This window comes from Williamsia sp. (genome assembly GCF_016462415.1).
In the GTDB taxonomy this organism is placed as follows: domain Bacteria; phylum Actinomycetota; class Actinomycetes; order Mycobacteriales; family Mycobacteriaceae; genus Williamsia_A.
The window spans coordinates 1-13905 of record NZ_JAEMTF010000113.1; the positions used below are offsets into that span (position 1 = coordinate 1).

Annotated in this window: 8 protein-coding genes; 6 read left to right on the plus strand and 2 right to left on the minus strand. The window is 71.5% G+C overall.

Going from position 1 to position 13905, the window contains the following annotated elements:
• Positions 1 to 158 precede the first annotated feature (158 nt).
• The 3 genes from JHC79_RS19930 (at position 159) to JHC79_RS19940 (ending at position 8159) form a co-directional block, all read left to right on the plus strand.
• Positions 159 to 4613 (plus strand): IniB N-terminal domain-containing protein, encoded by a 4455-nt coding sequence (locus tag JHC79_RS19930; protein WP_296394097.1) that lies wholly within the window; start codon positions 159 to 161, stop codon positions 4611 to 4613.
• 280 nt (positions 4614 to 4893) lie between these two features.
• On the plus strand, positions 4894 to 6699 hold the full coding sequence (locus JHC79_RS19935; RefSeq protein ID WP_296394110.1) for a dynamin family protein: 1806 nt from the start codon (positions 4894 to 4896) through the stop codon (positions 6697 to 6699).
• The gene (locus tag JHC79_RS19940; RefSeq protein WP_296394098.1) at positions 6696 to 8159 is read left to right on the plus strand and encodes a dynamin family protein; all 1464 of its coding nucleotides are present in this window, start codon (positions 6696 to 6698) and stop codon (positions 8157 to 8159) included. The genes JHC79_RS19935 and JHC79_RS19940 overlap by 4 nt, the downstream gene beginning before the upstream one ends.
• A gap of 2 nt (positions 8160 to 8161) precedes the next feature.
• On the opposite strand, the gene JHC79_RS19945 is transcribed toward JHC79_RS19940, so the two are convergent.
• Positions 8162 to 8716 (minus strand): hypothetical protein, encoded by a 555-nt coding sequence (locus JHC79_RS19945; protein ID WP_296394100.1) that lies wholly within the window; start codon positions 8714 to 8716, stop codon positions 8162 to 8164.
• A gap of 113 nt (positions 8717 to 8829) precedes the next feature.
• On the opposite strand from JHC79_RS19945, the gene JHC79_RS19950 reads away from it, so the two are divergent.
• Positions 8830 to 9933 (plus strand): hypothetical protein, encoded by a 1104-nt coding sequence (locus tag JHC79_RS19950; RefSeq protein ID WP_296394102.1) that lies wholly within the window; start codon positions 8830 to 8832, stop codon positions 9931 to 9933.
• Positions 9934 to 9936: 3 nt separating this feature from the next.
• On the opposite strand, the gene JHC79_RS19955 is transcribed toward JHC79_RS19950, so the two are convergent.
• Positions 9937 to 11085, minus strand: coding sequence for an FAD-binding oxidoreductase (locus tag JHC79_RS19955; RefSeq protein WP_296394104.1), 1149 nt, complete (start codon positions 11083 to 11085; stop codon positions 9937 to 9939).
• Between the two features lie 78 nt (positions 11086 to 11163).
• Between JHC79_RS19955 and JHC79_RS19960 the strand changes: the two genes are divergently transcribed.
• Positions 11164 to 12288 carry an amidohydrolase family protein gene (locus JHC79_RS19960; protein ID WP_296394106.1) on the plus strand — a complete coding sequence of 375 codons (1125 nt, stop codon included), beginning with the start codon at positions 11164 to 11166 and terminating at the stop codon, positions 12286 to 12288.
• 62 nt (positions 12289 to 12350) lie between these two features.
• Complete coding sequence (locus tag JHC79_RS19965) at positions 12351 to 13799, plus strand: LLM class flavin-dependent oxidoreductase (RefSeq protein WP_296394108.1); 1449 nt, start codon at positions 12351 to 12353, stop codon at positions 13797 to 13799.
• The last annotated feature ends 106 nt before the right edge of the window (positions 13800 to 13905 follow it).

The following is a 13905-nucleotide window of genomic DNA, read 5'->3' on the forward strand; positions in this document are numbered from 1 at the left end:
CCCCCTAACGCACCCCGGAACCCCCAACCCCGTGCGGGACCTCGATGAGGGGGTTCATCCCCGTTGGGCGGGGGGCCACCGATGCCTAGCGTTGGGGCCAAGCGGAGATCTGAGATCTCACGACGATCAGATCCCTCGAACCACCACAGGAGCCCACGATGCCCACCAACGCAGTCCTCGACTTCATCCTGAACCTGCTCCGCGACGACAAGGCGGCCACCGCGTACTGCCTGAACCCGCAAGCCGCGCTGAACGACGCCGGTCTGCCCGACCTGTGCCACGCCGACATCGTCGCGGCGGCTCCGATGGTCGCCGAGTCCGGTCTGTTCCCGGGTGGTCAGCGACTCGCGTCGATCGTCAACGCGGGCGCCGTGCCCGTCGCAGCCGGCGGCATCGGCGGAATCGGCATCGGTGGAATCGGCGCCGGCGGGATCGGTGGCATCAACCTCGGCGGACTCGGCGGCATCAACCTCGGCGGACTCGGCGGCATCGCCCTCGGTGGCCTGGGCGGCATCAACTTCGGATCCATCGACTTCGGCAGCCTGGACCTGGGCGGCATCAACCTCGGTGGCATCGACTTCGGATCGATCAACTTCGGCAACCTGGGCAACTTCGACTTCGGCAGCCTCAACCTCGGAAACATCGACCTCGGCCTGCTGAACTTCGGCGTCCTCAACATCGGCAACCTCATCGGCGGCGCGATCGACCTCGGCGACCTGGCCATCGGCACCCAGATCGGTGCCGCCCTCGCCGGCTCGCTGGCCGCGGCCCTGAGCATCGGCGGAACGGTTGCCGCCACCTTCGGCGCGGCGTTCGGTGCCTTCGTCGACGCGGTCGTCGCGCTCGGTGGCTCGCTGGTCAACGTCATCGACCTCAACGGTGTCCTCGACATCGGCGCCACCATCGCCGGCGTCTTCACCGGTGGCCTCGGTCTCGCCGCGGGTCTCGGCGCGCAGCTCGCCGGGACCATCAACGCGGCCGTCGCGGTCGCCGGTGGCGTCGTTGGCGCAGCGGTGCTCAACGGCACCGCGACCATCGGTGCCGTCCTCGGCGGCGCGCTCGGAGTGGGAGGTGTCCTCGCCGGAAACGTCGGCGCGGCCCTCGGTGCAGCGATCGGCGGACTGATCGGGGTGGGCGGATCCCTGGCCGCCGATCTGTCCGCCGCACTCGCTGCCGGTGTCGGGGTCAGTGGATCCCTGGTCGCCGTTCTCGCCGGTGCGCTCGGTGTCGGTGTCGGTGCCGTCGGCGGGGTCGTCGCCCAGCTCAGCGGCGCACTCGGTGCCGCGCTCGGCGTCACCGCCGGACTCGGCGGCACCCTTGCCGGGGTCCTCAACACCACCGTGCTCGCAACCCTCGCGGGCGGTCTCACCACCGCGCTGCAGGGCGCCCTGGTCACGGCGCTGGGCGCCGGCGGCGTCATCGGCGCCGACCTCGGTCTCGCACTCGGCGCGGTCCTCGGAACGGTCACCGACCTCACCGGGATCCTCGACCTCAACGCGGTCCTCGGCGCGGGCGGCACCCTTGCGGGCGCCCTGACCGGAGTCCTCGGCCTGGGCGGCGGCGTCACCGCCGCGCTCGCCGGGGCCCTCGACGCCGCGCTCGCCGCGGCCGGTGGGTTCGACCTCGCCGCGGTGTTGGCCGGTGGCGGCAACCTCGGCCTCGCGCTCGGCACCGCACTGTCCGGTGTCCTCGCCGCGGGTGGGGCGGTCGCAGCCAACCTCGGACTCGCCCTCGGTGGTGTCCTCGGCGTCGCGCTCGGCGGCGGACTGGGAGTGGCCGGCGCGCTCGGCGCTCAGTTGAGCGGGCTGCTCGCCGGCGGCGTCGGACTCGGCACCGCCCTGGCCACCGTCCTCGGCGGAGCCCTGAACCTCGGCGCGGGCGCGGTCCTCGTCGGCGGTGTCGTCGGCAACGTCTCGGCCGTTCTCGGTGGCGCGCTCAGCGCCGCCCTGGGCGCCGGCGGCCTCGTCGCGGGCAACCTCACCGCGCTGCTCGCCGGTGGACTGGCCGCCGACCTCTCGGCTGCTCTCGGCGCCGTGCTCGGTGCCGGCGGCGTCCTCGGCGCCGACCTCGGCCTCGCGATCGGTGGTGTCTTCGGCGCCCTCGCGGGCGTCTCCGGCGCCCTCGCACTCGCTCCCACCCTCGGCCTGGCCCTCGCCGGACAGCTCGGTGGCGCCCTGGGCATCGGCGGCCTCGCCGTCGGACAGCTCGGGGCATCGCTCGACGCACTCCTGGCCGGCGGTGTCGACCTGGCCGGTGTGCTCGCAGGCACCGCGAACATCGGCGCCGTCCTCGGCACCGCACTCGGCCTCGGCGGAGTCCTGGCCGCCGACTTCGGCGCCACCCTCGGCGCTGTTCTCGGGACCGCGCTCTCCGGTGCGCTCGGCGCACAGCTGGCCGGTCTGCTGGCCGGCGGTGTCGGACTGGGCGCAGCGCTGTCCACCGTCCTCGGCGGGGCCCTGGGCCTCGACGTGGTCGCCGGACTCGCGGCGGGTGTCGCGGCCGACCTCACCGCCACCCTGGGCGGCACCCTCGGCGCGGCCCTCGGTGCAGGCGGTGTCCTCGGCGCCGACCTCAACGCTCTCCTCTCCGGCGGACTCACCGGCCAGCTCTCCGGTGCCCTCGGCACCGCGTTGTCCGCAGGCGGTGCGGTCGCGGCGAACCTCGGTGTGGCGCTCGGCGCGGCACTCGCGGGCGTGGTCGGTGTCGGTGGTCTGATCGCACTCGACCCGACCCTCGTGCTCGGACTCGGCGGCACGCTGGCCACCGCGCTCACCGGCGCTCTCGGACTCGACGGCCTGCTCGCCGGCGGACTCGGGGCCACCCTGGGTGCCGCTCTCGGCGCCGGGGTCGACCTGGCCGCCGTCGTCGCGGGGACCGCCGACCTGTCGGCCGTCCTCGGCACCACCCTGGGCGCGGGCGGAGCTGTCGCCGCCGGCGTCGGCGCATCCCTCGGCGCCGTGCTCGGCACCGCACTCACCGGCGGCCTGGGCGCACAGCTCTCCGGGCTCGTCGCCGGCGGACTCGGCCTCGGTGCCGGTCTGTCGACCGTGCTCGGCGGAGCGCTCGGACTCGACGTCGCCGGTGGCCTCGCCACCTCGCTCGGCACCACCCTCACCGCGGCACTCGGCGCGGGCGGACTGCTCGGCGCCGACGTCACGGCCCTGCTCGGCGGCGGTCTCACCGCCGGTCTCTCGAGCACCCTGAGCGCCGCGCTCGGTGCCGGTGGCGCCCTCGGAGCCGACTTTGGAGCCGCTCTCGGCGGCGTGCTCGGTACCGGTCTGTCCGGCCTCGGGGCGCTCGATCCCTCGGTCGGTCTCGACCTCGGCGCGGCACTCGCGGGCAACTTCGCGGGCGGCCTCGGACTCGACGGCGCGGTCGTCGGACAGCTCGGCGCCGCACTGAACACTGTGCTCGGGGGCTCGGTGGACCTGTCCACGGTGCTCGGCGGCGGCGCGGACCTCGGTGCCACCCTGAGTGCTGCACTGGGCGCGGGCGGTACGGCCGCTGCGGGTCTCGGTGCATCGCTCGGCGCCGTCCTGGGCACCGCCGTCACCGGCGACCTCGGCACGCAGGTCATCGGCGCGCTCGGCGGCGGAGCTGATCTCGGCACCGCGATCGGCACGAGCCTCGGCGGTGCACTCGACCTCGACGGTGGCCTCACCAGCAGCCTCGGGACCGCTCTCGGCGCCGCGATCACCACCGGTGCCCAGGCGACCGGTGCGCTGGACGGACAGCTCGGCACGCTCGCCGATCCGTCGGCCGCCCTGACCGGCGGACTCGCGGGTGTCACGGGTCTCGCAGCGGGTCTCGGCGGCGCAGCCGGACTCGGCGGAGCAGCGGGCCTCGGTGGCGCAGCGGGACTCGACGGCGCCCTCGGGGCGACCGGCGGCCTCGGTTCCGTCCTCGGTGCCACCACCGGCCTGAACGGCGCGCTCTCGGGCGCCACCGACCTCACCGGTGCCACCCCCGGCCTGCCCGATCTCGGGGCGGGCCTCTCGACCGGGCTCGGTCTCACCTCAGGGATCGCAGCCACCGCAACCGGAGCCCTGGACCCCACGCCGGGCACCGGTACCGGACTCGACGGCGCCGTCGGCGCAGGCGCGGGCGGCGCCGTCGATGCCGGTTCGCATGCGGCCGGTGGCCTGGGCCTCGGCGGCCTCGGTCTCGGTTCGGGTGTCGACTCGGCCCTGCAGGGCGGGGCGACCGGAGACCTGGCTGGCGCGCTGCACTCGACCACCTCGGGTGTCGGCGGCCTCACGTCCGGACTCACCGGATCGACCGCGGGCGCGGCGACCGGCGACGCCTCGGGTGCGGGTTCGCTGCAGGGTGCGACCCACGGCCTGACCGACACCACCTCGGGCCTGACCGGGTCCACGGCAGACCACACCGCGGCAGGCACCGGCTCCACGTGGTCGGGTCTCGACGCCGACCACACCTTCGCAGGCAGCGGCTCGTCCGCCACCGCGGGCGACGGCGGTCTGCACACCAGCGGACTGACCGACGGTCTGACCGGCGGACTCACCGGTGGCGGCGACGCCGCGGGCCAGACGCACACCGAGGCGACGTCCTCGGAGTCGCACCACCTGGACATCGGACACGGTCTGCTGCCCTGACCGACGCCTCGCGGCGTCACCGCACAAGAGCTCGTCAGCGCAGCGCGCGCCGGTTGCCCCGAACTACCGTCCGCGCCTGCCTGACAGCATCGGCCCCGTACGCTCAGATTTGGCGTACGGGGTCGTTGCGGTTCTCCGCCGGCGACCCGCCAGCGCTCCCACCACACCCGACGACAACCAGGTGAGGTCATCCACCACCATGCATCCCACCCCTGACGGCCACGAGGTCGCACAGTCCGACGCTTCGGCGGCACGCCAGCTCGGCGATCTGCTCGGCCAGATGGGCGGGGTGGCCGCCCGGGCCGACCGCCACGACCTCGTCCAACGACTCGAGGGCGCTCGCACCCGCATCACCGATCCGCGGTTGCGGATCGTCGTCGTCGGCCAGCTCAAGCAGGGCAAGAGCCAGTTCGTGAACTCGTTGCTCAACCTCGAGGTCTGCTCGGTCGGCGATGACGAGACGACGGCCGTTGCGACCCTCGTCCAGCACGCCGACACCCCGTCGGCGCTGCTGGTCCTCGACCAGCCCGGCACCGAACCCACGCGGGTCCCCATCCCGATCGAGCAGATCCGGTCCATCACCCCGAAGACCCCCCTCGCGCAGGGCCGCGACATCCAGCGCCTGGAGATCAGCGTGCCCAGTCCACTGCTGGCCGACGGTCTCGTCGTCATCGACACCCCCGGGGTCGGCGGACACGGCAACCCACACGCGGCCGGCACGTTGGGGCTGATCCCCTCCGCCGACGCCGTCTTCGTGGTCTCCGACGCCAGCCAGGAGTTCACCGAGCCCGAGGTCGGCTTCCTGCGGCAGGTCACCGCGCTGTGCCCGACCGTCGCCTGCCTCATCACCAAGACCGACCTCTACCCCCATTGGCGGGCCATCGTCGAAGCCGATCGGGCGCACCTGACACGCGAGGGCATCGACGTCCCCCTGCTGCCGGTCTCGTCGATGCTGCGGTCACACGCGTTGCGTCTGAACGACGACGGGCTGAACGCCGAATCGGGGTTCGCCGATCTGTACACCTACCTCCGGGAGAAGGTCGTCGCGCACGCCGACCTGGCGACGCGCTCGTCGGTGTCGCTGGACCTGCGGTCGGTGTCGGAACACCTCGCGCTGACCCTCGGCAGCGAACTCGCCGTCCTGCGCGACCCGGAGACCGCGGCTGCGGCCGTCGCCGGTCTGCAGCGCGCGCAGACCTCGGCGGGCGAGATGCAGAAGAAGTCGGCGCTGTGGCAGCAGACGCTGTCCGACGGCATCACCGATCTCGCCTCCGACATCGACCACGACCTGCGTGATCGACTCCGCGCGGTCACGCGCGAGGCCGAAGTCGCGGTCGACGAGGGCGACCCCGGCAAGGACTGGCCCCAGATCGGGGAGTGGCTCGAAGACCAGATCGCGACCGCGGTCGGCGACAACTTCGTCTGGGCGCACGAGCAGGCGCTGTGGCTGTCGCAGCGGGTCGCCGACCACTTCGCCGACGCCGCCGAGACCCATCTGCCCGACCTCGACATCTCCGACATCGACGGTGTCTTCGATCCCGTCACCGACCTCGCCGACCTGGAATCGGGCCGTCTCGGCATCGGGCAGAAGGCGTTGATCGGGCTCCGCGGCTCCTATGGCGGTGTCCTGATGTTCGGTCTGATGACGACGCTGATCGGTCTGACGCTGATCAACCCGATCTCCGTCGGCGCCGGTATCCTGTTGGGCAGCAAGGCCTATCGAGACGAGAAGGGTGTCCGCGTCGACCAGCGCCGGGCCAAGGCCAAACAGGCGATCTTCAAGTACACCGACGACGTCAGCTTCCAGGTGGGCAAGGAGTCGCGGGACCGGCTGCGCCACATCCAACGATCCCTCCGCGATCACTTCACCGAGGTCGCCGAGCAGGCATCGACGTCGGTCGGCGAGTCGCTGCGCGCCGCCCAGGAGGCCGCCTCCCTCGCGCAGTCCGAACGCGCCGGACGGATGGCCGAGCTCGAACGGGAACTCAAAGCCGTCGCCGCGCTGCGGACCGTCGCCCAGCAGCTCGATCCCGGGCCCGAGGCCGTCCGGGTGGTCACCCCCGGCGAGCGGATCATCGGCGCGTGAGCACGATCGACCGGGCTCGTGGCCTGATCGCCTCGGCGCAGGACCTGTGGTCCGACGACGCCCGCATCCACCACGAGCTCGTGCAGTGCGGTGAGCGACTCGACGAGCCGCTGCGCATCGCCCTCGCGGGGTCACTCAAGGCGGGCAAGTCCACCCTGCTCAACGCCCTTGTCGGCCAGGACATCGCGCCCACCGACGCCACCGAGTGCACCCGCGTCGTCACCTGGTATCGCCGCGGCGTGACGCCCACGGTCACGGCGACCTACGACGGCGACCGCACCACCGAGATCCCGGTGCTGCGCCCGGACGGCCGCCTCACCTTCGACTTCGGCAAGCTCACCGCCGAGCGCGTCGACCGTCTCGACGTCACCTGGCCCGCACGGACCCTGCGCACCACGACCATCATCGACACCCCCGGAACGGCGTCGCTCTCGCGCGACGTCTCCGCGCTCACCGTCGACATGCTGACCCCCGAGGACGGGGAGTCCGGCGCCGACGCGGTCGTCTACCTGCTGCGCACGCTGACCGGCACCGACACCTCGTTCCTCGCGCGCATCGGCGAGTCCATCGGGCGGGACTCCGGGCCGCTCGGCGTGGTCGGTGTGGTGTCACGGGCCGACGAGATCGGTGCGGGCCGGATGGACGCGATGATGTCGGCGAAGGACGTGGCCGCCCGGTTCGCGGGCGAACTGGAACGAACCGGTCTGTGTCAGGCCGTGGTGCCGGTCGCCGGGTTGCTCGCGCTCGGCGCCCGCACGCTGCGCGAGGTCGAATACCGGGCGCTGGTCAAGCTGGCCGCCGTCGCCCCGGACGACCTCGTGGTGGCGATGCTCTCGGTCGACCGGTTCGTCTCCCCGACCACCGAACTGCCCGTCGATCCCGCCCTGCGGGCGACGCTGCTCGACCGGTTCGGACTCTTCGGGATACGTCTGGCCGTCACGCTCATCCGCCTGGGGACATCGGACTCGCCGACGCTGGCGTCGGAACTCGTCGAACGCAGCGGGCTCAACGAACTCCGCGACGTCATCGACGTGCAGTTCGGGCAGCGGGCCGACCAGCTCAAGAGCCACACGGCTCTCATCGCGCTGGGCCGCATCCTCGCCCGCAGCGACTCACGCGAGGCGACGGAAATCCGGCACGCGGCCGATCGGATGCTCGCCGACGTCCACGGGTTCGCCGAGCTGCGTCTGTTGGGTCGGCTGCGGACCGGGGCGATCCACCTGCCCGAGCACCACCTCGACGAACTCACCCGGGTCGTCGGTGGATACGGCATCGAACCAACCCTGCGGCTGGGCCTGGCTCCCGACGATCCCGCGGAGACGGTGCGGTCTGCGGCGCTGGCCGCGGTGCGCACCTGGCGGGCGCGGGCGACTCATCCGTTGCTCGACCGGCCCACCGCGTTGGCGTGTGGCGTCGCCGCCCGCAGCGCCGAGGGAGTCCTCGCCGACCTGCCGAGCTGAGTTCAGCGTTTCGGTGCGGCTCGCAGCCAGCGGCCCACCGACGGCACGAACATCACGCCGGTGGCGATCGCGGCCAGCGCGGCGACCACGAACGGCGACCACCCGACGACCGGGGACATCAGATCGCGGGCCGGCTCGACCACGGTCCAGAACGCGATCGACCCGACGACGGTGACGACACCGACCGTCGTCAGCGTCGTGCGTGCGCCGGGGATGCGGTCGCGGATCCGGATGCAGCCGTACAGCGCCAGCAGGACGACGACCAGGGCGATCGCCCCGGCCGCGATCATGGCGATGTCGACGGCGGTCTTCACGTCGTCGGCCGAGGCGGATGCGTTGTCCGCGGCCAGCGAGCGGGTGAGCTCCGAGCGGACCTCGCTCTGACGGATCGCGACCAGCGTCGACGTCACCGCCAGCGCGATCAGGGCGAGGATCCACGCGACCACACCCACGTCGACGATGCGGGGTCGGTCGTCGCTGACCGGCTCACGCATCGGCGTCACGGCGATCTGCGGACGCGCCGGTCGGGCCGGTCGCTGCGGCTGGTCAGGGGACATCGCTCGAGCCTAACCAGCGGCCAGGATGACGGAGGGTTCTGACGTGCCGATAGGGTCTCCTACGAGTGCGGCCCACCCGGGCCGTCACGCAGCCGGACGCGAGGTGTCAGACGATGAGTCAGGTACTGGGCGTTTCGGTCACCGATCTGCAGATCGCCTCCGTCGTGATGGAGGTGTCCACCGGCAACGTGCTGGCCCGGAACGTCGTGGATCTGACCGACAGCTCCCCGGACACGGTGTTCGACGCGATCACCCAGTTGGTCGAGTCCGCCCCGTTCGCGGTGGATGCGGTCACCGTCGCCTGCGCGCAGCGCAGCATGCAGGTCGCGCTGCACAACACCGTGACGGCCGGCTCGTCGACCGACCCGGACTGGTACTCCCGCACCATCGTCACCGACACGCCGTTCGCGTTCGCGAATGTCGCTGCGGCACAGTCCGATCAGCGTGGTGTCGTGGTTGTCCTCGACCTCGCCGCGGACGCCGTCCCGTTCAACGAACTGTCCATCGCCGCGGTCGACACCGAGTCCGCGACGGTGGTCGGCGCGGTCCAGCTGCCGACCGGCGGTGAGCGTGAACCGGTCACCGACACCCCCGGAGCACAGGCCGTCGCGGGCGCGTTCGGACTGCTGCCCACCACCGATGTCGGGCGCAGTGGCGTCTTCGTCGTCGGACCGGGCGCCGAGGTCCCCGGCGTCGCCCCCGCGCTCGAGTACGAGACCCAGCTGCCCGTCCAGATCGCGTCCGAACCCACCTACTCCGCGGCGCACGGCGCCGCCCTGCACGGGCGCAACCGCGGGGTCGCCGGCAGCAGCAGTCGTAACCGATGGCTCGCACTGGTCGGAGCCGCGGTCGCCGCGGCTGTCCTAGCCGCCGTCGTGGTCGGGGTCGTGCTGTTCACCGGCGATGACGACGATCCGTCGCCCGCCGGGTCGGAGTCGTCGGTGTCCACAACGGCCCCGACGACCACGACCCCTGCACCCACCACCACGCGGTCCCGTCCACCGACGACCACCACCACGACCACCGAGGAGGAGACCGACGATTTCGTGCCGGCTCCTGCGCCGCCCCCGGAGACGGTCACCGTGACCCAGCCCCCGCGCACGGTCACCCGGACGACGACGCCCAAGCCGTCCACGGTTCCGTCGCAGGCATCCGAGGTCCCGTCGAACTCGGCCAACCCCTCGTCGGCAGGCGCTTCGGTCCCGGCTCAGCAGTAGGAACTAGAGCGGATCGCTCTGGATCCTGCGCCCCGGTACGCCCGCGATGATCAGGGCCCGACGGGTGTTCTCGATCATCTCCGGTGATCCGGCGACGATCGCCTGGTGCTCCGAGAAGTCCCCGTGTGCCAGGGCCACATCGGCGACGGTCCCGATGCGGTGCTCCATTCCCAGGCGCGCGAAGTCGATGTCGCGGGTGAGCCACCACGGGTTGGTCGACTCCTCCGACGCGACGGTCACCGTGAGCCACGGGTTGGTGCCTGCGATCTGGGCGAGCGTGCCCACGTCGTACAGCTCGCCGGGGTAGCGCATCCCGTAGAACAGGTGCGTCGGGCGGGAGTCGACACGACGCGACATCTCGATGATCAGCGACCGCAGCGGTGCCAGTCCGGTGCCGCCGGCCAGCATCAGCACGTCGCGGTCGGCGTCGACCGCGAGCGTCCCGTGGCTCTGGGCGAGGGTCCAGACGTCGCCGACGGCGGTCTCGGTGACGATCGACGTGCTCACCGCACCCGAGGGCACCGCGCGGACGTGGAACTCCAGTTCGCCCGATGGGTTCGGGGGGATCGACGGCGACAGGTGACGCCAGACGCGCGGCCACTGCGGGATCTGGACCTCGAGGTACTGCCCGGCCAGGTAGGTCAGCGGGGTGTCGGTGACCAGACGCACCACCGCGAGATCACGCGAGAGTCGATACTTCTCGACCACCCGGGCGGGCCACGTCGCGGGACCACGGGCGGTCTCGGCGGCACCCCGCATGACACCGGTGGCCAACAACAACGCCTGCGCGGTCACCGCCGACGTCGCGGGGTCGAAGTCCTCGCCGAGGGTCGCGCTGATCTCGGCGAGCAGCGATCGGAAGAACACGTCGTAGTGCTCGGACGAGACGCCGTATTTACGGTGGTCGTGGCCGAGCTGACCCAGGAACCCGATGAGGTCGGTGTGGCCGGCGGGGTCGGGGATGACCTCGAAGATGTGGTCGAGCACGCCGAACAGGGCGGCGCGCTGATGCGCCATCGTGGCCGGGAAGAGGTCGCGCAGTTCGGGGCGCACGGAGAACAGGCGTGTGTAGAAGTTGGAGACGAACCGGTCGGGGTCGCGGCCGATCGTCTCGCGCACAGCGGCGAGCCCGTTGCGCGTGTGACTTCCCATCGCGAACCGACCTCCTGCACTCGACAACTCGCGCGTACCCCCACGGAGTGTCGGTGCCCACGTTAGTACAGTCGGACCATGGTCTTCGGTGAGTCGTCCTCGGATGTGCTGGCCGACGTCATCCCGTCGATCATCGACACCCACATCCATCAGTGGGATCCGCTGACCACACCGCGCGAGGCGAGCTCGGTGGCACGCGTGTACCGGATTCTCCCTGCCGTGGGCGACCGGCTGTTCCGGTTGCGCAATCAGGCCGACCGCGAGTTCGCGCTGACGCCGCGCAACCTGTTGCGCCCCTACCGGCCGCGGGACTACCTCGCCGACGTCGTCGCGGTCGAGGGTGCGACCGGTGTCCCGATCGGCTCGGCGGTCCACATCGAGGCCGGCTGGCACAGTGCCGAGGAGTTGGGGCCCGCCGGGGAGACGCACTGGGTCGACGAGCTCCCCTTCGGTGAGGGGCGATCGCCGTCTCTCGGCGCGATCGTCGGGCACGCCGATCCGCGGGACCCGCACGTCGCCGACCTGCTCGACGCCCACCTCCGCGCGGCGAGCCGCTCACCGTTCCGGGGCATCCGCTCGATGGCGGCACGGCACCCCGACCCACGGGTGCGCGACTGGACCGACGAGGACCACGCGCTGACCTCGGCGGCGTTTCTCCGGGGGTTCGCCGCGGTCGCCGAGCGGCACCTGAGCTTCGAGGCATGGGTGTACTCCCACCAGATGGCCGACGTCGTGCGGCTGGCGCGGGAGTATCCCGAGGTCACCATCGTGCTCGACCACTATGCGACCCCGGTCGGGGTCTTCGGACCGATGGGGTCGCGGACCGGTCACACCGCGGCCGCCCGCGCCGACATCTACGCACGCTGGCGCGACGGGATCGCCGAGGTCGCGTCGTGCCCGAACGTCGTCGCCAAGCACTCCGGTCTGGCGTTCCCGTTCCTCGGCTACGGGCACCAGGCGTCGGGAAACATCGGCAGCCAGGCCACGCTGACCGACATGATGGGCCCGCTCATCGACCACACCACCGACGTCTTCGGCCCCGATCGGGTGATGTTCGGGTCGAATTACCCGATCGACAAACCCAACGCCTCGGTGGCGATGATCGTCGGGACGCTGCTCGACGTGCTGACACCGCGCGGTCCCAATCTGCTCCGCAAAGTGTTCCGCGACAACGCGATCCGCGTGTACCGCCTCGACGCCTGACCTGCCGATGGTTGGCGCCACGCTGGGCGCAACCGTGGCGTGCTGTGTCGACCGTCGCGACAATGGCTACCGAAGTCTGTCTACCGAGGAGTGTCGTGTCGCGTCCCATCCGTTTCAATGCCTTCGACATGAACTGTGTCGCCCACCAGTCGCCCGGGCTCTGGCGCCACCCCGAGGACCGGTCCTGGGACTACAACACCCTCGACTACTGGGTGGACCTGGCCACGCTGCTCGAGACCGGCGGCTTCGACGGACTGTTCATCGCCGACGTGCTCGGTACCTATGACGTCTACGCGGGCAACGACGAGGCCGCCATCCGGCAGGGTGCGCAGACACCCGTCAACGACCCGTTGCTGCTGGTCTCGGCCATGGCGTACGCGACGGAACACCTCGGCTTCGGCATCACCACCGGAACCGGGTTCGAGCACCCGTTCCCGTTCGCGCGGCGCATGTCGACGCTCGATCACCTCACCCGCGGTCGCATCGGGTGGAACGTGGTCACCGGATACCTGCCGTCGGCCGCGCGGAACATGGGAGATACGGATCAGCTCGAGCACGACGCCCGCTACGACCACGCCGAGGAGTACCTGACGGTCCTCTACAAGCTGTGGGAGGGATCGTGGGAACGCGATGCCGTCCAGCGCGACCGGGAGAACGGCGTGTTCGCCGACCCCGCCAAGGTCCACCACATCGGCCATCGAGGCGAGCATTTCTCGGTGCCCGGTATCCACGTCTCGGAGCCGTCGCCACAGGGCTCGCCGGTGATCTACCAGGCCGGCGCCTCGCCGCGTGGACTGGCGTTCGCCGCGGGCAACGCGGAGGCCATCTTCGTCGCCGCCCCGACCAAACCGCTTCTGCGCGAGGCCGTCTCGAAGGTCCGTGCCGCGCTCGTCGACGCGGGCCGCAAGTCACACGACGCGCGGATCTACACGTTGCTGACCATCATCACCGACGCCACCGAGGAGGCTGCGCAGGCGAAGGCGGAGGAGTACCGCAGCTACGCCAGCGACGAGGGGTCGTTGGTCTTCATGTCGGGGTGGATGGGTATCGACCTGTCGAGCTACGACCTCGACGAGCCGATCGGCAACGTCGAGAGCAACGCCATCCAATCCGCCGTCGCGGCGTTCAGTCAGGCGTCCGACACCGGCAAGGAGTGGACCGTCGGTGACATCGCTGCCTGGGGTGGCATCGGCGGCATGGGTCCCGTGCTCGTCGGATCCGGAGAGAGCATCGCCGACCAGCTGCAGAGTTGGGTCGACGAGACCGACGTCGACGGGTTCAACCTCGCCTACGCCGTCACCCCGGGCACCTTCTCCGATGTGATCGAACACGTCATCCCGGCCCTGGAGAAGCGTGGCGCCTACGAGCGCGAGTACACACCGGGAACGTTGCGGCACAAGCTGTTCGGAGAGGGTGACCGACTGCCCGATCGTCACCGCGGGGCGACCTACCGCGTGGGCGGGGTCAACTCCACGATCGACGACTCGGTGCGATCGGGCGTCACCGCCTGAGGCGGGGGTTCACGAGTTCACCACTCCGACGGACGGCAGGCTCAGGGTTCGAGGAACGCTGAAGGACAGTCCCACGGGGCCTCGTCCTGTGGTGACGAACTTCGGG

Coding starts and splice junctions, on each gene's coding strand:
- JHC79_RS19950 (WP_296394102.1), top strand. CDS start 8,830: ATGAGTCAGGTACTGGGCGTTTCGGTCACCGATCTGCAGATCGCCTCC.
- JHC79_RS19960 (WP_296394106.1), top strand. CDS start 11,164: ATGGTCTTCGGTGAGTCGTCCTCGGATGTGCTGGCCGACGTCATCCCG.
- JHC79_RS19955 (WP_296394104.1), bottom strand. CDS start 11,085: ATGGGAAGTCACACGCGCAACGGGCTCGCCGCTGTGCGCGAGACGATC.
- JHC79_RS19930 (WP_296394097.1), top strand. CDS start 159: ATGCCCACCAACGCAGTCCTCGACTTCATCCTGAACCTGCTCCGCGAC.
- JHC79_RS19965 (WP_296394108.1), top strand. CDS start 12,351: ATGGCTACCGAAGTCTGTCTACCGAGGAGTGTCGTGTCGCGTCCCATC.
- JHC79_RS19935 (WP_296394110.1), top strand. CDS start 4,894: ATGGGCGGGGTGGCCGCCCGGGCCGACCGCCACGACCTCGTCCAACGA.
- JHC79_RS19945 (WP_296394100.1), bottom strand. CDS start 8,716: ATGTCCCCTGACCAGCCGCAGCGACCGGCCCGACCGGCGCGTCCGCAG.